The organism is Streptomyces sp. NPDC101194, from assembly GCF_044767885.1.
Taxonomy (GTDB): domain Bacteria; phylum Actinomycetota; class Actinomycetes; order Streptomycetales; family Streptomycetaceae; genus Streptomyces.
This window is the reverse complement of record NZ_JBIWOS010000008.1, coordinates 338,448-359,685: the sequence shown is the minus strand read 5'-3', so window position 1 is coordinate 359,685 and position 21,238 is coordinate 338,448. Positions and strand designations below refer to the sequence as shown.

The window sequence follows — 21,238 nt, the reverse complement described above, 5'->3', positions numbered from 1 at the left end:
GCTTATGTGCCCTGTCTGTTGACATCGTCACACCGCGTAGGGTCCAATCCACCAAGTGGTTGGTGGAGAGGAGACCGATGGTGGCCGACGAACGTCCCGGCGGGGCGGAGCGCAAGGCAGCGCTGGTGATTGCGGCATACGAGCAGATCGCGGCCAAGGGACTGGGCGGGCTGCGGCTGCGCGAGGTGGCGAACGCGGTCGGCATCGACCACTCCACGATCCACCACCACTTCCCCACCAAACGGGATCTGGTCTGCGCGGTCGCCGGCCACGCGACCCGGCAGTTCTGGACCGCGACACCCGCGACGGGTACGCCTCGGGAGAAGCTGCACGCGCATTTGACCACGCTCGGCCGGATGATCGCCGAGCATCCCGACCTGCACGTGGTTCTACGCGAGATCGACCTGGCCGCGTTGCGCGACCCGGAACTCGCCGAGGCCATCACGGCCAACGAGCGCGGCTGGCAAGCCTCGCTCACCTCGGTCTTCGCCGACGGCGCCGCCGAGCGCGCCTGGCCGGACGGCGTCGACCCGGTCATCGCGGCACGGCTGGTGATCGCTTCGGTCAAGGGCGCCAGCCTCGGCTCTGAGCACGCCGCAGCCGTTCTCGCTCAACTGGACACGTTGCTCGGCGGAGGATCTCCGACATGACCAGGATCATCGTGATCGGCGGCGGCATCGGCGGGCTCTGCCTGGGACAAGGATTGCGTCGCGCGGGCATCGACGTCGCCGTGTACGAACGCGACACCACGCCCGACGCCCGGTTGCAGGGCTATCGCCTGAACATCGAACCCGTCGGAAGCAGGGCATTGCAGGCCTGCCTGCCCGAAGATCTGTGGCACACGCTGATCGCCACGTCCGGCGATCCCGGCCGCGGCATGGGTGTGTTCACCGAGCGCTTGGACGAGTTGATGCGCGAGGACGACGTGCTCGCGCCAGGTCCGGCAGAGGCAACGCACGCGGTCAGCCGGATCGCCCTGCGCCGCCTGCTACTGCACGGCCTGGATGACATCGTCGAATTCGACAAGGAATTCGTCGGCTACGAACAACTGCCGGGCGGGCGGGTCGTCGCCTCGTTCGCAGACGGCAGCACGGCAACGGGCGATCTGCTGGTCGGCGCGGACGGCAGCCGTTCCCGGGTGCGCCGGCAGTTCCTGCCGGACGCGCGCACCACCGACGCGCCCGGTGTCGGCATCGGCGGCAAGCTTCCGCTCACCGAGACGAACCTGGCCTGGCTGCCGCCGGAACTGCTCAGCGGCAAGAACATGGTCCTGCCGAAGCGGGATTTCCTGTTCACCGCGGTGTTCCGCCGCCGCGAGACCGAGACCGAACCGGTGGACGAGGACTATCTGATGTGGGCACACGTGTCGCACCGGGACGCGCTGTGCAGCACGCTGAATTCCGGTTCCGGCCCGGACCTGCGCTCGGCCGTTGCCGGCCGGATGGCCGACTGGCATCCCGACCTGCGCAGGATGATCACGGACACACCTGCCGCCACCGTGCAGCGGTTCGACTTCGCCGCCGCGCGAAAGCCAAAGCACTGGAACACCACGAATGTCACACTGCTCGGCGACGCCATTCACTTCATGCCGCCGGTCGGCGGGCTCGGCGGCAATGCCGCTCTGCACGACGCGCACCTGCTGCGCGACGCCCTGGTCCGGGTGCGTAGCGGCGAACTCGCGCTGCCCGCCGCAGTGCGCGATTACGAGAGCCGGATGCTGATGGACGGATTCGCGTCCGTCGGCACCTCGTTGCGCTACCTCACCCTGGCCACCGCGAGGAGCAGGGCGCTGCGCGGCACGGCTCGCGGCTTCTTCCGCGCCTGCGGTGCGATCGGCCCGCTGCGCAGAGCGGTCTTCGCCGGCTGAAGAGTTGGTGCGTGACAGCGGGTGAGGTGTTGACGCTGATGGGCTTGATCCGTACATGGCGGTCACGGTCGGTCGAACGGTGCACCGACCATGGATGGAGCCAAGGATTGCCCCTGAACACCACCGCTCCTGCCCAGCAGCCACGCGAAGCGATGGCCCGTTGGCAGACAATTCTCAATGGGGCCAAGCCCGCTCGGCGAGGGAATCCGAAGGTGCCCCGTCGCCCGAACACCGAGATGCGCCCCCGGATTCACCTGAGACGAGTGAGATTCAATAAGAAGGGAAATCCTCCGTCGGGAATTCGGAGGGCATATGATGATCACGTCATGCTCATTGAGACGTCTCGGCTGGTACTTCGCCGCTTCCGCGCTGCCGACGCAGCATGCTTGGCCGCTTATCGCTCCGATCCGGAGGTCGCACGCCATCAGAGCTGGACAGCTCCGGTTTCCCTCGAAGCGGCGCAGGAACTGGCCCGCACGTTCGCCCACGGTTCCCCCGACCAGCCGGGCTGGTTCCAGTACGCGATCGAACTCAAAACCGACGGTCGCCTGGTCGGTGACGCCGGGGTGCGTCTCCACGACAACATCATGCAAGCGGAACTCGGCATCACCCTCGACAGCAAGGAGCAAGGTCACGGCTACGCCACAGAGGCAGTACACGCCATCCTCACCGACTTGTTCGAGACCCGAGGCCTCCATCGTGTCTCAGCCGATTGCGACGCGCGAAACGCTCGTTCGGCCGCACTTCTTCAGCGAGTCGGGTTCGTCCTGGAGGGCCGCCGTCGAGCAGGTACCTGGATCAAGGAGGAATGGACCGACGACCTGCTCTTCGGTCTTCTGGCCTCCGAATGGCACCATGCCCGTGTCTCTTCGCCGCACTCGTGAGAACCGGCCGTCAACTGACGCCGACGAGTTTGACGTTCCTTGATCGATTCGACAGCTTTGACCGTCCTGCCGATGTCGTGATGCTTGGCCCGTTGCTTGATCTTCGAGCCAGAAGACCGTCCAGGACGCAGCGCGCGGCGCCGGACGCGGTGCATCGCAAGGCGGAGGGACGTCCGCGTACTGGATGTATGCGGACGTTCCGACTAAGGGCTGTCCCGTAATCCCTGGTGGATCAACGCGCGGCGTCGGATGCGGTGCATCGCAAGGCGGAGGGACGTCCGCATACTGGATGTATGCGGATGTTCCGACAACGCTGCGAGGTGCCGTAGCTGTCGTCGCGCGCCCGCCAGGGATTACGGGACAGCCCTTAGCGGCGAGGTGCCGTAGTTGCCGTCGTGCGCCCGCCGGGGGTTGCGGGACAGCCCTAATGATCGCTGCGCCACCGTTCGGTGGCGACGCCTGCCATGACCACTGATACAACACCCTCGGCGAGTTCGGGCGTGATGGGCAGGTGGCCGAAGAGAACCCGGTAATACGTGGTCGACGCCAACATGTCCAGCAGCAGGTCGATGTCGGCGTCGGACCGGATGTCGCCACGATCGATGCCCCGCCGCAGCGCCATTGCCGTGGTCGCGCGCCGGGGATGGAAGTAGGCGTTGAGGAACTCCTTTTCCAGCTCGGGGTCGTTGGCCAGATCGGCGACAAGCGCGGGCAGCACCCTGCGGCCGACCGTCGTCGTGAACGCCTTGCTGAGAGTGCCGATACCGGCGATGAGATCGCAGTGCGTGCAACCGGTGTCGGGAGTCGGGGCAACGCCGACGACACGGGTCAACGACTCCACGACGAGATGCTGACGAGAGCGCCACCTGCGACGGAGGGCGGGCTTGCTGGTTCCTGCGCGAGTGGCGACAGCCTCCATCGTGAGCCCGCCGTAACCGACCTCGTTGAGGATCTCCATCACCGCCTGAGGTGCGGCGTCGTCGATGCGGACGTCGCGCGGCCTGCCGGAGCCCTTGCGGGCGGCAGGGCCCCTGGATCCACTTGCACTGTTCACCATGGGGCGAGTATAGATTATTTTATGTTCCGTTCCGGCATGGAACGTAAAGCCTTCAGGAGTGTCATGCCCCGCAGTCCCGGTGAGACCACGCCCAGCCAGCTCGAAGATTCGCAAGTACAAGCCCCGCTCGCCCCCGCTACGCATACCCGCAGTGCCAAGGAGAGTGTGTTCGGCGCCTCCTACCGCGCACTCACGCTCGGCGTCCTGCTGTCGGTCGGCATGGTCGCCTTCGAGTCCCTCGGCGTGGCCACCGTTCTCCCGGGAATAGCCGAGGACCTCGATGGCCTCGGCGCGTACAGCTGGGGCCTGTCCGCGCTCATGCTGGCCAACATCATTGGCACGGTGCTTGCCGGACGTGCCGCTGACCACCGCGGGCCGTGGCGTCCGATGGCGCTCGGCATGCTCGTCTTCGCTCTGGGCTGTGTGGCGGCCGGCGTCGCAGGTACCTGGCCGCTGTTCCTGATGGGGCGCTTCGGCCAGGGCCTCGGTGTGGGAGCCGTGATGTCCATGGCCTACACCATGATCGGGCTGGCCTACCCTCAGCGCCTGCGGGCAAGGATGTACGCCCTCCTGTCGTCGGCTTGGACCATTCCCTCACTCATCGGCCCGGCGATCACCGGCGTTCTCGCCGATCACACCACATGGCGGTCGATCTTCCTGATCATGCTGCCGATCATCGCCGTCGCGGCGGTGCTCACTCTGCCGCCACTGCGGGAACTACGACAGGCGGAGTCCGTCCCCTCCGTCGCAACGGCCCCCGATCTTCGATGGTGCAAGCGCCCACTGCCCAGCGCCATGCTGCTCACGGCAGGCACCGGCGTACTTCTCCAGGCGCTGCTGCTGAGAAACCTCGCCCTGCTGATCGCTCTGGCCGTATTCGGCCTCGCCGTCGCCGTTCCCGCACTTCGCCGGGTCATGCCCGAGGGCACCCTCAGCGCCCGGCCCGGCCTCGGCGCGGGCATCGTCCTCCGCGGTCTGTTGTGTGGTGTCTACTTCGGTAGTGAGGCATTCCTCCCGTTGGGCCTGCAAGAGCTGCGCGGCATGAGCGCCGCCCTGGCCGGCCTGGGGCTGTCAGCCGGAGCCATCACCTGGGTCATCGGCTCCGGCCTGCAAGCCAAGCGGGACACCGGCGGGGACGGACGCGCCGCCGCCACCGCGCTCGGCTTCGCCGTGCTGCTGGCAGGCGTTGTGCTGATGGCGCTGACGATCCTGACCAGCGCGCTGCCTTCGTGGATCGCCCTCGCCGGGTGGGGCATCGGCGGCCTCGGTATGGGTATCGGCTTCAACGCCGCCACCACCGACACCCTTGAGCAAGCACCGTCCGATCGCCAGGGCGAGGCCAGCGGCGCCCTCCAGCTCGCGCAGACTCTCGCCACGGCCCTGATCGCCGGCTTGGGGGGTGCGGCCATCGCACTGGCCAAGAACTACGACGGCTCCACCCGCACGGCGCTGCTCGGCGTCTTCGTCCTCACCGGGCTGCTCGCAGTGGTGGGCATCCTCCTCGCTCGCCGGCTGCGCCCCAGGGCACGTACCCGTCAGTGCTGACTCAACCGCCCCTCCGCGAAGGTGAAACCACGATGAACGACGTGCATGTGCTGGGCCTGAGTGCCGACAAGAGCTGCGATCCCTTCGGTGCGCTGCTGCTGCGGTCCCTCGCCAGGCCCGGCCCCACCGGCATCAGCATCGAAACGTGGCAGGCACCGGATGCCCCTCCCACCGCCCACGCCGCGCCGCAAGCCGGGGAACTGCCCCCAGGTATTGCGCGGTTGCACGCAGCGGTGGCAACGACCGACGCTTTGCTGATCGCTGCGCCCGAGGGCTTTCTCCCCGAACCGCTGCTCACCACGTTGAACTGGCTCGGATGGCCGGCCGCTGCCTCCCCACTGCACGGTCTGCCGACTGCCGTCCTGACCACCACTGCAGGAACCGGGAGCGCCTTCCCGTTCACGTCCGTTGAGGAAGTACTGCTCGGCGCGGGATGCGATCTGATCGGACCACGCACCATGGTTCCGCGGGCGGACCGAGCACTGTGTCACCAACCGGATGGTCGCGTGCTGGTCACCGACCCCCGCGTCATGATGCGGGTGCTGATTCACCTGCACCGCACCGCGACGGCGGCTCGCGCCACGAAATCGGGAGTCCACAACCCCTCGGCGCGCGGGCGATCGACGCCTGGCGTTCCGGGGCGGCCCGGCCGGTAGGGAGCGATGGCGGCTGGTGCACGGCCGCGCCGTACAGGGGCGGCCGGTGCGGTGCGCGGTGCGCAGTCGGTCGGTGGGAACGCGGGTGGCAATGACGGCGCGGTCGTGTCGCAACGACACGCGCGGGATGGTCCACTGCCCCGGCACCATCGGCAGGAAGGGCGCACCGGCTTCCGGTCCCGGCCGCGGCCCCCGACGTTTCACCGGCGACGGTGCACGAGTTCGTCAACGAACCTGTGGCCCCGGACGCTTGGCTCTTGCGGTCACGATGTCCGCGAAACGGTGGGCGACGGTGCGCCAGGTGTCGGTGGCTGCCGGTTCGTCGCGCAGTGCCAAAGCGTGCAGGGTCTCCGGGGCTGGAGCACCGTTTCGGTTCAACCGGTCGCGGTTCCAGCCACGGACCCGCTCCGCCGTCGTCTCCGGATGAAACTGCACGCCCCATGCTGCGGAGCCTATTCGGAATGCCTGGTAGGGGCAGTGCTCGCTACGGACCAGCCAGTGGGCGCCGGCAGGAAGCGCAGTGATGGCGTCGACGTGGTTCTCGATGGCCGGAGGATGTGCGGGCAGCCCGTGAAACAGCGGGTCCCCGGCTGCCTCGGGACGCAAGCTGAGCCGAGTACTGCCGAACTCGGGTGGTCCGTGCTGCCCACGTACTTCGCCGCCTGCGACGTGAGCGAGCATCTGGCCCCCGAGGCAGATACCGAACGTCGGCGTCTCTTCGGCGAGGGCCTGGCGCACGAGGGCCCGGGTCGCGGGCAGCCAGGGCGCGAGAGCGTCGTCGTCGGGAAGGTAGGCGCCGCCGAGAACGATGAGCGCGGGGTGTTCCAGCCGGTCCGGAAGCGGGGTGCCCTCGTATGCCCGGACCACATGCGCCGTCACACCCCGCTCCGTCAGCCAGGCCGTCCAACGGCCCGGTCCCCCTCCGGGCTCGTGCTGTACCACCAGTGCCGTAGCCATCACTCCGGCGACACTCATTCCTCTGCCCCTTGTCGTCGTCCACGCGTCCTGTCGGTTGGAGCGAGCGGCCGAAGTCATTCCACTCGGCCTCTGTGAGACCACACTGCCCCAGGGCAGCACCGACGACACCGGCGAGGAGCAGGCGCCTACGAGCGGACCGTGCCTGCTCGACCTCGCCGAGGGGTGGAGCCCGCAGGAGGTGCATGCCTTCGAGGAGGGGAGCCGCCGCGGCGTCTGTGGCCGGTCGCCCGGAGCCTGCCCCGGTGGCGCCGGGGCAGGCGGGCCGTTCAACGGGCGGCGGGCCGTTGGTCGGTGATCCAGCGGGCGGCGAGGAGTCCGGAGGCGGCGGTGAGGACGGCGGCCGCGATGACGGTGGCGTCGAGGCCGAGGGCGTCGGCGAGAACGCCGGCGACGAGGGCGCCGGCGGCGTAGCCGATGTCCCGCCAGAACCGGTAGGTGCCGAGCGCGTTGGCCCGCCAGGCGGGGTGGGCGTGGTCGGAGATGGATGCGATGAGGGCCGGATAAACCATGGCGGTGCCCAGGCCGAGTGCGACAGCGGACAGGATTCCGGCGAGCAGGGGCCGATCGAGCAGGGCGAGGGCCAGGACGAATCCGGCGGCCTGGACGAGCATGCCGTAGACGATGAGTGGTTTGCGACCGATGCGGTCGGCGAGGTGGCCGGTGGGAATCTGCCCGAGGCCCCACAGGATGGGGTAGAGGCCCTTGATCAGACCGACGGCGGCCAGGCCGAGGCCGTGGTCGGTGAAGAGCAGGGGGAAGACGCCCCAGGTGAGGCCGTCGTTGAGGTTGTTGATCAGCCCGGCCTGGCTAGCGCCGCGCAGGGAGCGGTTGTGCCAGGAGGTGCGCGTGAAGGTGGCCTTCAGGCCGGTGTCCTCGTCGCTCGGCAGGGGCTTGGTGTGGTTGGCGAGTTCGAGGGCGACGTGGGCGGCGGTGTCGCGGACGACCAGGGCCAGGGCCAGGCCGGCGGCGACGAAGACGACGCCGATGAGCTCGGGGACGGGGCGCAGGCCGTAGCTGGTGGCAAGGTAGCCGGTGAGCAGGGCGGTGACCCCGACGGCGGTGTAGCCGGCGGCTTCGTTCAGGCCGGTGGCGAGTCCCCGCCGGGCGGGGCCGACGAGGTCGATCTTCATGTTGACGGTCATCGACCAGGTCAGGCCCTGGTTCAGGCCGAGCAGGACGTTGGCTGCGACGATCCAGCCCCAGGAGGGTGCCCAGGCGAGCGCGAAGGGGACGGGGATGCCCAGCAGCCAGCCGGCCACCAGCAGCTGCTTGCGGCGGAACCGGGCGGTGAGCGCTCCTGCGGCGAGGTTGGTCAGGGCCTTGGTGAGGCCGAAGGCGATGATGAAGGAGAAAACGGCCAGGTCGCTGGTCAGGCCGAACGTCTCGGAGCCGATCAGCGGGACGGTGGTGCGCTCCAGGCCGACCAGGCCGCCGACGCAGACGTTGACGATGACGAGCAGGGTGAACTGCAGCCAGTTCTCCCGCAGACCCAGCCGTACGGGCCGTCCGTCGGCGTCCGTCGGCGTGATGACCGTAGCGGTGGTGTTCACGAGCGGGTGCCCTCCATGCCCTGGACGAGCCGTGTTCCGTGCGCGCCTGCGTAGTCGGCCGGTCCGCCGTCGAGGACGGCGACATCTGTGCGGCCGACGCGCTCCAGGAGGCTGGCGGCGGTCATGGCGCGCTCGCCGTGCCCGCAGGCCACGACGGCGCCGGCGGGGGCGTCGGCGGCAGCGGCGGCCAGGCCACCGAGCTCGAGGTGCACCGCGCCCGGGACGTGCCCGGCGGCGAACTCGGCCTCCTGCCGGACATCGACGTAGGGGCGGCCGGCGGCGCGGCCGGCGGAGACGAACACGGTGGCGGCCTGCGGATTGCCGTCGGCGAGCCAGGCATCCAAGCCGCCGACGAGGTGGCCGGAGAGGCGCTCGTAGCCGATCTTGTGGGACTGCCAGACGATCTCGCTCAGATCCTGGTCCTCGCCCGCGACGAAGGCCAAGGGTGCGGTGTCGGGCACGAGCCAGCCGAGCCAGGTGGCGAACTGGTCGCGCAGCGGGATGGACAGGGAGCCGGGGATGTGACCGGCGGCGTAGCCGACGGCCGGGCGGACATCGACGACGTGGCCACCGGCGGCCATCAGGGCCCGCACCTGCTGAGCGGACAGGGCAGGCAGCAGCGGCTGCGCGGTCAGCACCGCCGGGCCGCGCCGATTGATCTCGCCCAGCCGGTCGAAGTACGCCGGGTAGGTGCCCGGGCTCGCGATCAGCTGGGCCACGAAGGTGTCCTCGTCAGGCGCGGCAAGCAGCGGATTGGCCTGCTTCTGGGCGCCGATGGTGGTGGTGCGCTCGGTGCCGGGCGGGACGGAGCAGAAGGAGCCGGCGCCGTGCGTGGGCCACACCGCGGTCTCGTCCGGCAGCTCGGTCAGCCGCTTCAGCGACCGGTACTGGGCCCGGGCGAGTTCTTCGGTGCGCTCCGGGCCGAGGAGGTCGGTGCGGGCGGCGGAGTTCACGATGAGCGACCCGCCGGTGAACACCCCGAGTTCCCGGGAGCCGTCCAGCAGCAGAAAGGACAGGTGCTCGTCGGTGTGTCCGGGGGTGGCGAGGACCCGCAGCGTCAGGCCGTCCAGATCGACCTCGTCGCCGTCCACCAACGCCTGGTGCGCGAAGGCACGGCGGCCGGCCGCGGAAGCGAGCACGGTCGCCCCGGTGTCGTGGCCCAACTGGACGGCGCCGGAGAGGAAGTCGGCGTGCAGATGTGTGTCCGCGGCGAACGCGATGCGCAGTCCGCGCCGTTCAGCAGCCGCGTGCGGAACGCGCAGGTCACGGCTGACGTCCATGGCCAGCGCGCGTCCGTCGCCGAGGTCGAGCAGGTAGGCGCTGTTGCCAAGCCCTTCGTCGACGAGCGGGATGAGGTGATCGTCCGCGAAGCCCACGGCGTCCTCCAGGATCTCGGAAGCGGGGCGTGTGGTCACACCCGCAAGATTCAACTACAATAATCCATGGATTTATGGAGGATGCCATGTCGGAGAACACGAAGACCGCGACGAAGGCCAAGCTGTACGACGCGTTCGCGGCCAGCGGAAAGGCGCTGGCCAGCGGAAAGCGCCTGGAGCTGCTGGACCTGCTGGCACAGGGCGAGCGCACCGTCGATGCGCTCGCGAAGGCGGCCGGGCTGAACTTGACCACGGCCTCGGCGCATCTGCAGACCCTCAAACAGGCCGGTTTCGTCGCCACCCGCCGCGAGGGTGTGCGCATCCACTACCGCCTCGCCGGGGACGACGTCGCCCAGCTGTTCGCGCTGCTGCGCAAGGTCGCCGAAGCCCACCAGGCGGCCGTGCCCGCCGCCCGCGACGCCTACCTCGGCGAGGACACCGCGAACGAGCTCAGCCGTGAGGAGCTGCGGGTCCGGATCGCCGCCGGGGATGTCGTCGTACTCGACGTGCGGCCGGTCGAGGAGTACAGAGCCGGGCACATTCCCGGCGCGATCTCCATCCCGGTCGAGGAGCTGACCGACCGGATCAACGAGCTGCCCGAGGACCTGGAGATCATCGTCTACTGTCGCGGCGAGTACTGCGCCCTGGCCTACGACGCGGTACGGCTGCTGACCGACCACGGGCGCCCGGCGATCCGCCTCAACGACGGCATGCTGGAGTGGCGCCTGTCCGAGCTGCCCGTCGACGCCTCGGACCTGACGTGAACGGCCCCGACCGCACGCTCCCGCCGCCCCCGGGGCTCGCCGGCGGACCGGTCTACCTGGACTACAACGCCACCACCCCCGTCGACCCGCGAGTGGCCGAGGCGATGTGGCCTCACCTGACGGACCACTTCGGCAACCCCTCCAGCGGCCACCCCTACGCCCACGCACCGCGACGGGCACTCGATCAGGCACGCGCCCAAGTCGCCGGCCTGATCGGCGCCCGGCCCGGCGAGATCGTCTTCACCTCCTCCGGCTCCGAGGCCGACCTGCTCGCGCTGCGCGGCGCGGTCCTCGCCTCCGGCCGCCCGCGCCCGCACGTGATCACTCAGACCACCGAGCACCCGGCCGTGCTGGAGACGGTGTCGGCGCTGGAACGGCTGCACGGCGCACGCGTGACGATGCTGCCCGTCGACAGGGACGGGCTCGTCGTCCCGGCGGCCCTGGCCGACGCGTTCACCCACGACACGGTGCTGGTTTCGGTGATGGCGGCGAACAACGAGACCGGCGCCCTCCAGCCGGTCGCCGAACTCGCCGCCCTCGCCCACGAGCACGACGCGCTCTTCCACTGCGACGCCGCCCAGGCCGTGGGCAAGATCCCGCTCGACGTCGGCGAGCTGGGCGTGGACCTGCTCACGATCGTGGGGCACAAGTTGTACGCGCCCAAGGGCGCAGCCGCCTTGTACATACGCAACGGCGTACGACTGGAGCCGGTCGTCTACGGCGGCGGGCAGGAGCACGGCCTGCGCGCGGGAACGGAGAACGTCGCCCTGGCGGTTGCGCTCGGCACCGCCGCACGGCTTGCGGCCGACGAACTCGGCGCCGGCGCCCCGGCCCGGCTCGCAACCCTGCGCGACGATCTCCACCAGCGGCTGGCTGTGGCCTTGCCGGGCCGGGCCCACCTGAACGGGCCCAGGAACCAGCGGCTGCCGAACACGCTCAACGTCAGCATCGAGGGGGCCTTGGGACACGAACTCCTTGCCGCAGCCGACCGGATCGCGGCCTCGACCGGATCGGCCTGCCACAGCGGCACCCACATCCCCTCCCCGGTGCTGACCGCGATGGGGCTCGAACCGGCCCGCGCGCTCGGGGCACTGCGGCTGTCCCTGGGGCGCTGGACCACGCCGGAGGACATCGAGACGGCGGCAACGGCCCTCACCGAGGCGGCTGCCGCGCAGTGACCGGGCCGACCGGCCCGAAACAGAGGAATTCGACGATGAAGACGAACAGGAGAGGCATGACCGAGACCACCGCGCACGGACTGTCCACCCGCAGCGTCCACGCCGGCGAACGCCGCGACGTCGAGGGGGCCGTCCACACCCCGCTCCACAACCACTCCACCTTCGCGTTCGACACCACCGCCGACCTCCTCGACGTCGTCGAAGGCCGCAGGAGCGGCAACCTCTGCACCCGCTACGGCCGGCCGAGCGCGCCGAGCTTGATCCGTCCGTCCGTCGGCCTCGAAGACTCCGACGGCCTGATCGCCGACCTCGCCCAGGCCCTCGACGCCGCCTGAGAACACCCCGTGCACCGGCCCGCAGCACTGCTCATCCGACGCCGGGCCGGTGCACAACGGCCGCACCCCCGGACCGGCCCGACACGGCGAGACCACACGCCGGTCGATGCCCTTTCCCCGATCCCTCACCGCCGCTTCGGAAAAGAGACATGACCAACACCGCGCCCACCACGAAGGCACCCATACCCGACCCCGCCCGAGCGCAGCCCCGGATCCTGCGCGTCCTGGTCGCCTCGCAGATCCTCAGCGGTGCGGGCCTCGCCGCAGGCGTCACCGTCGGCGCCCTGCTCGCCCAGGACATGCTCGGCTCCACCAGCCTCGCCGGACTGCCCAGCGCCCTGTTCACCGCCGGATCGGCGCTCGCCGCCATCGCCGTCGGCCGCATCTCCCAGGCCCGCGGCCGCCGCCCCGGCCTCGCGGCCGGCTACCTCACCGGCGCCATCGGTTCGGCCGGCGTCATCGCCTCCGCCGTCCTGGACAACCCGGTCCTGCTGTTCATCGCTCTGTTCGTCTACGGCGCCGGCACCGCCACCAACCTCCAGGCCCGCTACGCCGGAGCCGACCTCGCCGCCCCCGGCCACCGCGCCCGAGCCGTCTCCACCGTCCTGGTCGCCACCACCCTCGGCGGCGTCGCCGGACCCAACCTCGCCGCCCCCACCGGCCACCTCGCCGAAACCCTCGGCCTGCCCGACCTCGCCGGACCCTTCATCCTCTCCGGCGCCGCCTACGCCCTCGCCGCCCTCGTCCTCGCCCTCTGGCTGCGACCGGACCCCCTGCTCCTGGCCCGCACCCTCGCCGAGACGAAGACCATCGAAGCCGCCTCCGGCTCGGCCACCGCAGACGCCGGGGACGCGCGGGACGGCCGCGGGGATGTCGTCCTGGGCGCCCTGGTCATGATCCTCACCCAGCTCGTCATGGTCGCGGTCATGACGATGACACCGGTCCACATGCACGACCACGGCCACGGCACCGCCACCTCCGGCCTCGTCATCGCCATCCACATCGGCGCCATGTACCTGCCCTCACCGCTGACCGGATGGCTCGTCGACCGCTACGGCCGCATGAAGATCGCAGCCGCCTCCGGCCTCACCCTTCTGGCCGCCGGCATCCTCGCGGCTGCCGCGCCCGGCGACTCCGTCGCCCTCCTCGCGCTCGCCCTGGCCCTGCTGGGACTGGGTTGGAACTTCGGCCTCGTCTCCGGCACCGCGATCATCACCGACACCGTCCCGCTCGCCACCCGCGCCAGGACCCAGGGCATGGTCGACGTCTCCATCGCCATCGCCGGCGCCACCGGCGGCATGGCCTCCGGCATCATGGTCGCCGCCACCTCCTACCCCGCCCTCGCCCTCACCGGCGGCATCCTCTCCCTCGCCCTCCTGCCCGCCGTCGCCGCCACCGCCTACCGCCGATGAGCACCATGAATCCCGGGATCCCTGCCCCGGACATCACCGTCGACGGCACCGGCCTGCTCTGCGTCACCCTCCTGCTGCGCCTCCGCAAGGAGATCGACGGCGCGGAGCCGGGCACCGTCGTGCACGTCACCGCCACCGACCCGGCAGCCCCGCTCGACCTGCCCGCCTGGTGCCACATGACCGGACACCACTACCTCGGCCTCGTGCGGGACGTCGCGGACGCGCCTGTGTACGCCCTGCGGATCGCCACCGGCGCCCGCCCCACCCGAGCCGGCGCCCCCTGGCACGCGGACGCCCCCGAAGGTTGACCGCCCGCCTCGCTTCGGCAGCTCGGGACGGGGGCGCGCGAGACCTCGCTCATTCCCGCTGCGACAGCCGGGCGGCGGCCGCCCTTGCCTGTGCGTGAGCACCATGCACGCGGTCACCGCCGGCCGCTCGCCCGCTGTCGGCCCCTCGACGGCATCCTGGGCGCCCCGGCGATCTCGGCACAGCGCACGGCCCGCCGCGGGCACGAGAACCTCGTCAAAGCCCTCACGAGTGCAGCCGGGCCGTGATCAACGGCTCGGCGCAAACCGCTGTACCTGCCCCAAGTCCCTTCGCACCGCTCTATCGTTGGCTGATGCGCGCACACCGAATCGACCGCCCGGCGGATCTCGACGTGGTTCGTGAGTCCTATGACCGGGTGGCCGACAACTACGCCCACATGGTGGTGACGACGGGAGTCGGCGACATCCGTAGCCATCCATGGCTCAAGGCATCGATCGACGCCTTCGCCGACACCGTGAGAGAGCTCGGGCCTGTCCTCGACGTCGGCTGCGGACCCGGAACGGTGACCGCCTACCTCGCCGAACGCGGACTCGACGTGTCCGGGGTGGACCTCTCTCCTCGCATGATCGAGAACGCGCGTCGTCTTCATCCGCAATGCCGCTTCAGCGTCGCCTCCGCCACCGACCTCGACCTCGGTGAGGCGTCCCTCGGCGGCGTGCTCGGGTGGTGGTCGCTGTTCAACCTCCCCCGTGACGTCCTTCCTCAGGTTCTCGCCCTGTTCGCGCGCGCCCTGAAGCCGGGCGGACACTTCATCACCGCAACGCACGTCGGCGACGAAGACGCGTTCCGCACCGAGGCCTACGGAGGAGTACCCGTTCGCTGGACGACACACAAATGGCGGCCGGAACAACTCGTCGACCTGATCGAGCAGGCCGGACTGCGCCCGGTCGCCGAACTCCGGCTCCCCGCAGATGAGCAGAGCGGGCCGGGTCTGGTCGTGATGGCCGAGCAACCCGGCTGAGGATCAGGCGTCGCAAGCGGCACAGGATCTCGTGCCGCCGGAACCGACTCCGGGACCGGGCCGGTGAGCGGGTCGGGAACCACCGGCGCCTCGACAGCGGCTGGACGCGTCGTCCGCCGGGGCGGGGAACCGCTGGACGAGGCCCTCCGGGAGCCGGGCGCAAGCGGCGCGCTTCGGCCGCCGCGGCTCGATCCGGCCGGCCCTCGATCTCCCACCGACTCACTCCGGGCGTCCAGCGCTCCGGCGATCTGTACCTGACTCGGCCCGGCCGCCTCGCGCAGCCTCCCGCGTTCCGCAGGGATCGGCGGATCGTCCTGCGCGACTTGCTCCAGCAGCGCACGGTTCGGTGACCCACGTCACACCCGGCTCCTGTCAGCAATCGGAGCGCCGTCTCGTTCAAGGGGCACGCGAACGAGACAGGAGCAACGCCATGAAGCACCGCATCGTCGTACTCGGCGCCGGATACGCCGGGGCCTTCGCCGCCGGAAACCTAGCCCGTCGGCTCTCCCCCGCCGACATCGAGATCACCGTCGTCAACGCTGAGCCCGACTTCGTTGAGCGGATGCGGCTCCACCAGCTCGCGATCGGCCAGGACCTGACGTTCCGCAAGCTCGCCGACGTATTCGCGGACACCGGGGTGCGACTGCGCGTGGCGCGCGTCACCGGCGTCGACCCCGAGCGCAGGGCCGTCACCGTGACCGGCGAGGACGGCGACGGCGAGATCGCGTACGACACGCTTCTCTACGCGCTCGGCAGCTCCGTGGCCCACCATGGCGTCCCCGGTGTGGCCGAGTACGCCTTCGATGTGACCGGCCGGTCCTCGGCGCTGCGTCTGCGCGAGCGCCTGTCCGGCCTGCGCGAGGGTGGCGCCGTGCTGGTCGTCGGTGAGGGGCTGACCGGCATCGAGACCGCCACCGAGTTCGCCGAGTCCCGGCCCGACCTCTCGATCGCGCTCGCCGCCCGCGGCGAGCTGGGTGCCTGGCTCTCCCCGAAGGCCCGCCGTCACCTGCGCCGGGCCTTCGACCGGCTCGGCATCACCGTCCACGAGCACACCGGCATCGAAGCGGTCGAGCCGACACGGGCGATCTCCGCAGACGGCAGGTCCTTCCCGGCCGACGTGACCGTGTGGTCGGCCGGGTTCGCCGTGCACCCCATCGCGGCCGCCAGCGGCCTGGAGGTCGCCGAGACCGGCCAGATCGTCGTCGACCGCACCATGCGCTCGGTCTCGCACCCGAACGTCTACGCCGCGGGTGACTGCGCCTACGCGATCGGCGAGAACGGCCGGCCGCTGCCGATGTCCTGCGCCTCGGCCGGCTTCACCAACATGCAGGCGTCCGCCGCGATCGTCGCGCGCCTGACGGGCAGCGAAGTCCCGACCACCGGGCTGAAGTACTACGGCAACCACATCAGCCTCGGGCGGCGGGACGCGATCTTCCAGATGGTGGACGAGGACGTCCGGTCGAAGTCCTGGTACCTGGGCGGCCGGACCGCCGCGCGGCTCAAGTCGTTCGTGCTCAAGGGAGCCGGGTGGGGCATCGTCCACCCGACCTTCGGCATGCCGAAGCGCAAGCGCCGCCTGGCCACCGCACCTGACCGGGTCGGTGTGAGGGCTGCCGCATAGGCTGCTCCGCATGGACAGCGCAGCCATCGATCGGTTCGAGGCCAGCCGGGGCCGGCTGGCCTCGCTCGCATACCGCCTGCTCGGCTCGGCGGCCGACGCCGAGGACGCCGTGCAGGACACGTTTCTGCGCTGGCAGGCCGCGGACCGGGACCATATCGAGGTGCCGGAGGCGTGGCTGACCAAGGTCGTCACCCATCTCTGCCTCGACCGGCTCCGCTCGGCGCAGGCACGCCACGAGCGGGCGGCCGGTGCCTGGCTGCCCGAGCCACTTCTCGAGGGCGACCCGATGCTCGGCCCTGCCGACACCTTCGAGCAGCGCGAATCGGTTTCCTTGGCCGTACTGACCCTCATGGAGCGCCTCTCGCCGGTCGAGCGGGCCGCTTACGTCCTGCGCGAAGCCTTCTCGTATCCCCACGCCGAGATCGCCAGGATCCTCGACATCACCGAGTCCGCGAGCCAGCAGCATCTCCACCGGGCCCGACGCCGCGTCGCCGCCGAGCGCCGCGGCGGCCACGAGGTGGACCCCGCGTCCGCGCGCCGGATCGTCGAGGAGTTCCTCGCCGCCGCCACGTCGGGGCGCACCGAACGGCTGGTGGCGATGCTCACCGCCGACGCGACCGCGGTCTCGGACGGCGCCGGACTCGCCAGGCGGCTGCTGCGGTACGAGACGCGCGAGCGCGTCGCCATCTTCGTGCGGGCCGGCTTCAAGCCCACTCCGGCGAAGCGGCGGCTGGCCGGCGGCTCCCCAGCGCTCCACATCGCGCTGGTCAACGGCTCCCCGGCCGTCCTCGCCGTGATCGACGACCGGGTGGTGGGCGCCGTGGCGTTCGACGTCAGCGACGGCAAGGTCGCGTCCCTGCGCGGCATCGCTGCCGCGGACCGGCTCGCGCGCCTCAACGAGGCCTGGCGGCAGCACGAACCCGACGCACCGGTCATCGACGCATGGTGACCGGAGCCACCTGAATCCGGTGCCCTGAGCCCGAGCGAGGACGGTGCCCCTTCGGCCTCCCGGATCGCACTCGGCCATGCGGTTCGGATCCCCGATGGCCGGCTGTCGGTCGGCACAGTGGCCCACTGCGCATCGTCACGGAGGTCTGACCGGAGCGGATCCGAGCGCCCCTGGCCGCCTGTCGCTCGAAGTCACGGCAGGGAAGGGAGTGCGTCGCGGCCGCAGGTTTTCTTCGACCTGATGGCGAAGACGTGTCGCCTCGATGTGGTGTGGGGCAGTGCCCTTGGAACGGCGTGGACCCGTGAACGCCCGACCACGCGACGAATAACACCCCCGCATGCTCCGTGGCCGAGGACCGGCCACGGAGCATCCCCCCGCACCGGCATCGAACGCGCGACCACGCGGCCTCTCGTCCTGCACACAGGGTGATATGAGAGGCGGGAAGGGCTCAGGCGGAGGCTGTACGCAGCACCAGCGCGGCCACCGAGAGCACCGTGAGCACGACGACCGGAGCCACGGCATAGTCCTTCGCGCGCAGGTGGGCGATCACCGCCCCGACGAAGTAGAGCACCAGACCCACGGCGGCGGCCATGCCGAGCGGTGCGACGACCAGACCTGCGAGCAGGCCGAGCGCGCCTGCCGCCTTCGCGGTCGCGAGCCAGGGCAGCCAGGAGTCGGGCACGCCCAGCTTGGTCATGCTGCCCGCGACCTGCGGATTGCGGGTGAAGGTCATGAAGGCGGAGGCGGACAGGCCGAACGCGAGCAGCGCGGCGACGACGGCGTAGCCGATGAACATGATGGAGCTCCAACGATCTATGGATGACAATCGTTGAAGGCTATCAATGATTTGTCATGCTCCACAATGGAGCCACTGATACGGTGGACGACATGGCAGCTGCGCACCCGAACGACCGTCTCGGCTTCCTCCTGTCCTTCCGCGGGGAGCTCACCGGCGTGCGCATCCGTGCCGCCCTGGCCGTCGCCGGGCTGCATCCGCGCAACGCGATGACCCTGATGCAACTCGCCCCCGGTGCCACCAGTCAGCGCGAACTGGCGGCCACGATGGAGCTCGACCCCAGCCAACTGGTCTCGATCCTCAACGAGTTGGAGTCTTCGGGCCTGTGCGAGCGACGTCGCGACCCCGCCGACCGGCGACGCCACATCGTGGAGATCACCCCGGCCGGCCGGGAGGCCCTGGAGCGCGTCGACGAGGCGGTGAGCGCGGCTGAGCGCGAGCTCTTCGGTGACCTCACCGAGGCCGAGCAGACCCTGCTGCGGGGTCTGCTCGACCGTGTCGTGGTGGATCCGGCCGCCCATGAGTGTGGCGAGTAGTCGCCACACCCGCATCGGCCCAACGCGCATCTCGACACCTGCCCACGGACGCTGACCGCGCGCCGTCGCCGGACTGTCCTCGTACGCTGATCCGGCTTGCGCACCGGTTGGTTGAGGCGGGGCGCGGGGACGTGGTGGCGAAGGCGGCGCGTGTCGGCTCCCGCCGCACGGACCCTTTACCGTCGCAGGACACTCCGGAGGGGCGGGTGTGCGCGTCCCGGCGCCGCCGACGGGCCTGTGCCCGGTACGGGCCGGTCCGGGCCATCCACGCGCTGCGGTTCGAGCGGGCGATCTGCAATCCGTTTCCCTGCAAGGGGACGGAGGTGCGGTCGCCGTGCCCCGGGTGCGTCCGCCCGGCCTGCCTCGAACATCGCTCGGCCGACGGCCAACGCGTCTGCTGGACCTGCGACACCCACACCGACGCGCCGGTGTATCGGCTGCGGACGGCAGCGCCGCACCAACCCGGTCACGCCCGCAGGACGCCCTCCCTTCATGCGCGTACAACCGGAAGCTCACCCGACCACGGACTCCGTTCGATCCGCTCGTTCCAAGAGCGGTTCAAATACGGCTTCGTAGGTCACGGTCGACAAGCGACACCCCGTGACCCGCCTCAACCCGGCAGAGCGTCCTCGAGCTGCATCAGCTCCTCCTTGCTCAGCTCGAGGTCCGTGGCCCTGGCCGAGTCGGTGATGGAGGCCGGGCGGCTGGCTCCCGGAACCGGGATCACCGCCGGGGAGCGGGCGAGCAGCCATGCCAGGGCGACCTGCTGCGGGCTGACGCCACGGTCGACCGCAATGCGATGGAAGGCGGTGCCGCCCGAGGTGGGGCCGGACAGGCCGTCGAGGGAGCTGCGGGAGATGCCGCCCAGCGGGCTCCAGGGCAGAAAGGCCAGACCCAGCTGTGTACTCAGCTGCAGCTCCGCCTCGCTGTCGCGCACGGCCGGCGAGTACTGGTTCTGCACGGAGGAGAGTCCGTCGCCGAGGATGCCGTGTGCTTCGCGGATCTGAGTGGTGGTGACGTTCGAGATGCCGACGGCGCGGATCGTACCGGCGTCGAGCAGTTCGCGCAGCGCGCCGACGGACTCCGCCCAGGGCACGGCGGGGTCCGGCTTGTGCAGCTGGTACAGGCCGATCGCGTCGACGGCCAGACGTTTGGCGGAGGCCTTGGCAGCTTGCTTGAGGTGTTCCGGGGTGGCGGTGACGGTCCAGCTCCCGTCGCCGGGGCGGCCGCGACCGCCCTTAGTGGCGACCAGGATGCCGGAGGTGTCGCCGCCGTAGCCGGCCAGGGCACGGGCGATCAGCAGCTCGTTGTGGCCGACCTCGTCGGCGTGCCAGTGGTAGCAGTCGGCGGTGTCGATCAGCGTGACACCCGCGTCGAGGGCGGCGTGGATGGTGGCAATGGCCCGAGTCTCGTCCGGACGGTGCTCGATGGACAGCGGCATGGCGCCCAGGCCGACGGCACTGACGGTGGTCTCTGCGATGGTGCGGTACTGCATGATGGCCCTGCTCCTCAGGCGGTTGGTGACGGTTCGGTGGTGGGGGCTTCGGCGGCGGCGCCGGGTAGCCGGTCGGCGGTACGGAAGAAGGAAGAACCCAGCTCTTCGGCGCGGACGTTGCTCATCGCGTAGTGGCGGTCGACGGCAAACGGCGAAGCCTCCTCGCCCGCCGGGAGGCCCGGTCGGGCTCCCGTCCGGCCTGCGTGGCGGTGATCGCGGCAAGGTCGTGCACGTCGAGCGGGCTGCTGGAACCGGCGTCGAGCGCACCGGTGTTCGGCTGTGGTCACCCACAGCCTCGGATCCCCCAGCGCTTCGCAGTGGATGAACACCACGGACAGAGCCTTCGCGTGCCCAGAGATCTCCTCGCCCCGGGTGATGCGCTCGGCGCAGTACGCGAACCGGCCGGTGAACTCCTGCTCACCGCCGCCGAGTACGTGCGCGCTACCCACCGAGGGACTCGAAGCCGTCGGCGCGGGCGAAGACGGTCTTTGCCTGACGCTTGTCCTCGGGGCAGTGCGCCTCCAGGTATGCATCGTCTCGCCAGGGAAGGTTCATGACCACCAGCCAGGTGGCCGGGTCCACGATCGCCTCCGGTACCGGTGCGCTCGGTGGGACAGCCCGCGGTGCGGCGGTCGCCGGGTCGTGGCCCTCGATCGTGGACGTCATGACGTGGCACCGGGTCCGGCCGGCGACGGCGACGACAGCGGCCTGCGCGGGGGCGCAGCGGACCTGATCGACCGCCACGTCGAAGGTGCGGGAGCCGAGCGCGGCCGTCAAAAAGGCCTCGTCATTGCGGTCCACGACGAGGTGTTCGACACCGGCGAGCGCCTGGGTGGAGCCGCAGTTGGCCACGGTGACCTGCTGGCCCGCCGCCTGCAAGCCCTCCAGCAGGAACTTTCCCAAGTACCGGCTCCCTCCGATGACGCAGACCCTTTGCATGCCCTCATCCTG

Annotated in this window: 22 protein-coding genes; 14 read left to right on the top strand and 8 right to left on the bottom strand. The window is 70.4% G+C overall.

All coding sequences use genetic code 11. The features are described 5' to 3' along the window. The first annotated feature begins 80 nt into the window (after positions 1 to 80). The 3 genes from ACIRP2_RS28295 (at position 81) to ACIRP2_RS28285 (ending at position 2,751) form a co-directional block, all read left to right on the top strand. Positions 81 to 650: a TetR/AcrR family transcriptional regulator gene (locus ACIRP2_RS28295; RefSeq protein WP_404255051.1), complete on the top strand. Its 570-nt coding sequence runs from the start codon at positions 81 to 83 to the stop codon at positions 648 to 650. A gap of 11 nt (positions 651 to 661) precedes the next feature. After that, on the top strand, positions 662 to 1,867 hold the full coding sequence (locus ACIRP2_RS28290; protein WP_404255049.1) for an FAD-dependent oxidoreductase: 1,206 nt from the start codon (positions 662 to 664) through the stop codon (positions 1,865 to 1,867). A gap of 326 nt (positions 1,868 to 2,193) precedes the next feature. Next, positions 2,194 to 2,751: a GNAT family N-acetyltransferase gene (locus ACIRP2_RS28285; protein WP_404255047.1), complete on the top strand. Its 558-nt coding sequence runs from the start codon at positions 2,194 to 2,196 to the stop codon at positions 2,749 to 2,751. Positions 2,752 to 3,175: 424 nt separating this feature from the next. On the opposite strand, the gene ACIRP2_RS28280 is transcribed toward ACIRP2_RS28285, so the two are convergent. Continuing rightward, the gene (locus ACIRP2_RS28280) at positions 3,176 to 3,808 is read right to left on the bottom strand and encodes a TetR/AcrR family transcriptional regulator (RefSeq protein ID WP_404255045.1); all 633 of its coding nucleotides are present in this window, start codon (positions 3,806 to 3,808) and stop codon (positions 3,176 to 3,178) included. A 63-nt stretch (positions 3,809 to 3,871) separates the two neighbouring features. Here ACIRP2_RS28280 and ACIRP2_RS28275 point away from each other — a divergent pair, with 63 nt between their 5' ends. After that, positions 3,872 to 5,353 (top strand): MFS transporter, encoded by a 1,482-nt coding sequence (locus ACIRP2_RS28275; RefSeq protein ID WP_404255043.1) that lies wholly within the window; start codon positions 3,872 to 3,874, stop codon positions 5,351 to 5,353. Positions 5,354 to 5,385: 32 nt separating this feature from the next. Beyond that, positions 5,386 to 6,009, top strand: coding sequence for a hypothetical protein (locus ACIRP2_RS28270; RefSeq protein ID WP_404255041.1), 624 nt, complete (start codon positions 5,386 to 5,388; stop codon positions 6,007 to 6,009). A 225-nt stretch (positions 6,010 to 6,234) separates the two neighbouring features. Here the strand turns inward: ACIRP2_RS28270 and ACIRP2_RS28265 are convergent, their stop codons facing one another. From ACIRP2_RS28265 to ACIRP2_RS28255, 3 genes are all read right to left on the bottom strand, one after another. Further along, a complete protein-coding gene (locus ACIRP2_RS28265) occupies positions 6,235 to 6,984 on the bottom strand; it encodes a type 1 glutamine amidotransferase (protein WP_404255039.1) in 750 nt (249 codons plus the stop codon). Positions 6,985 to 7,253: 269 nt separating this feature from the next. After that, positions 7,254 to 8,537 carry an MFS transporter gene (locus tag ACIRP2_RS28260; protein ID WP_404255037.1) on the bottom strand — a complete coding sequence of 428 codons (1,284 nt, stop codon included), beginning with the start codon at positions 8,535 to 8,537 and terminating at the stop codon, positions 7,254 to 7,256. Next, positions 8,534 to 9,952: a rhodanese-like domain-containing protein gene (locus tag ACIRP2_RS28255; protein WP_404255035.1), complete on the bottom strand. Its 1,419-nt coding sequence runs from the start codon at positions 9,950 to 9,952 to the stop codon at positions 8,534 to 8,536. The genes ACIRP2_RS28260 and ACIRP2_RS28255 overlap by 4 nt, the downstream gene beginning before the upstream one ends. 47 nt (positions 9,953 to 9,999) lie before the next feature. Here ACIRP2_RS28255 and ACIRP2_RS28250 point away from each other — a divergent pair, with 47 nt between their 5' ends. The 8 genes from ACIRP2_RS28250 (at position 10,000) to ACIRP2_RS28215 (ending at position 17,460) form a co-directional block, all read left to right on the top strand. Continuing rightward, positions 10,000 to 10,677 carry an ArsR/SmtB family transcription factor gene (locus ACIRP2_RS28250; RefSeq protein ID WP_404255033.1) on the top strand — a complete coding sequence of 226 codons (678 nt, stop codon included), beginning with the start codon at positions 10,000 to 10,002 and terminating at the stop codon, positions 10,675 to 10,677. Beyond that, positions 10,674 to 11,855, top strand: a complete 1,182-nt coding sequence (locus tag ACIRP2_RS28245; RefSeq protein ID WP_404255031.1) for a cysteine desulfurase family protein — start codon at positions 10,674 to 10,676, stop codon at positions 11,853 to 11,855. Before ACIRP2_RS28250 ends, ACIRP2_RS28245 begins: the two co-directional genes overlap by 4 nt. Positions 11,856 to 11,911: 56 nt before the next feature. After that, the gene (locus ACIRP2_RS28240; protein WP_404255029.1) at positions 11,912 to 12,190 is read left to right on the top strand and encodes a hypothetical protein; all 279 of its coding nucleotides are present in this window, start codon (positions 11,912 to 11,914) and stop codon (positions 12,188 to 12,190) included. A gap of 149 nt (positions 12,191 to 12,339) precedes the next feature. Further along, positions 12,340 to 13,602, top strand: a complete 1,263-nt coding sequence (locus ACIRP2_RS28235) for an MFS transporter (protein WP_404255027.1) — start codon at positions 12,340 to 12,342, stop codon at positions 13,600 to 13,602. After that, on the top strand, positions 13,599 to 13,910 hold the full coding sequence (locus ACIRP2_RS28230) for a sulfurtransferase TusA family protein (protein ID WP_404255025.1): 312 nt from the start codon (positions 13,599 to 13,601) through the stop codon (positions 13,908 to 13,910). Before ACIRP2_RS28235 ends, ACIRP2_RS28230 begins: the two co-directional genes overlap by 4 nt. A gap of 311 nt (positions 13,911 to 14,221) precedes the next feature. Beyond that, the gene (locus ACIRP2_RS28225; protein WP_404255023.1) at positions 14,222 to 14,890 is read left to right on the top strand and encodes a methyltransferase domain-containing protein; all 669 of its coding nucleotides are present in this window, start codon (positions 14,222 to 14,224) and stop codon (positions 14,888 to 14,890) included. A gap of 430 nt (positions 14,891 to 15,320) precedes the next feature. Beyond that, positions 15,321 to 16,511, top strand: a complete 1,191-nt coding sequence (locus tag ACIRP2_RS28220) for an NAD(P)/FAD-dependent oxidoreductase (protein WP_404255021.1) — start codon at positions 15,321 to 15,323, stop codon at positions 16,509 to 16,511. A gap of 10 nt (positions 16,512 to 16,521) precedes the next feature. After that, positions 16,522 to 17,460, top strand: a complete 939-nt coding sequence (locus ACIRP2_RS28215) for a sigma-70 family RNA polymerase sigma factor (RefSeq protein ID WP_404255019.1) — start codon at positions 16,522 to 16,524, stop codon at positions 17,458 to 17,460. 448 nt (positions 17,461 to 17,908) lie between these two features. Here ACIRP2_RS28215 and ACIRP2_RS28210 read toward each other — a convergent pair whose 3' ends face one another. Then, entirely contained in the window at positions 17,909 to 18,286 is a 378-nt protein-coding gene (locus ACIRP2_RS28210; protein WP_404255017.1) for a DoxX family protein, read from the bottom strand. Between the two features lie 62 nt (positions 18,287 to 18,348). On the opposite strand from ACIRP2_RS28210, the gene ACIRP2_RS28205 reads away from it, so the two are divergent. Then, entirely contained in the window at positions 18,349 to 18,792 is a 444-nt protein-coding gene (locus ACIRP2_RS28205) for a MarR family winged helix-turn-helix transcriptional regulator (protein WP_404255015.1), read from the top strand. Positions 18,793 to 19,402: 610 nt separating this feature from the next. Here ACIRP2_RS28205 and ACIRP2_RS28200 read toward each other — a convergent pair. The 3 genes from ACIRP2_RS28200 to ACIRP2_RS28190 are packed head-to-tail and all read right to left on the bottom strand — an operon-like array spanning position 19,403 to position 21,190. Continuing rightward, complete coding sequence (locus ACIRP2_RS28200) at positions 19,403 to 20,287, bottom strand: aldo/keto reductase (RefSeq protein ID WP_404255013.1); 885 nt, start codon at positions 20,285 to 20,287, stop codon at positions 19,403 to 19,405. A gap of 14 nt (positions 20,288 to 20,301) precedes the next feature. Further along, positions 20,302 to 20,736, bottom strand: coding sequence for a hypothetical protein (locus ACIRP2_RS28195; RefSeq protein ID WP_404255011.1), 435 nt, complete (start codon positions 20,734 to 20,736; stop codon positions 20,302 to 20,304). After that, on the bottom strand, positions 20,729 to 21,190 hold the full coding sequence (locus tag ACIRP2_RS28190; protein WP_404255009.1) for a hypothetical protein: 462 nt from the start codon (positions 21,188 to 21,190) through the stop codon (positions 20,729 to 20,731). Before ACIRP2_RS28190 ends, ACIRP2_RS28195 begins: the two co-directional genes overlap by 8 nt. Positions 21,191 to 21,238: the final 48 nt, after the last annotated feature.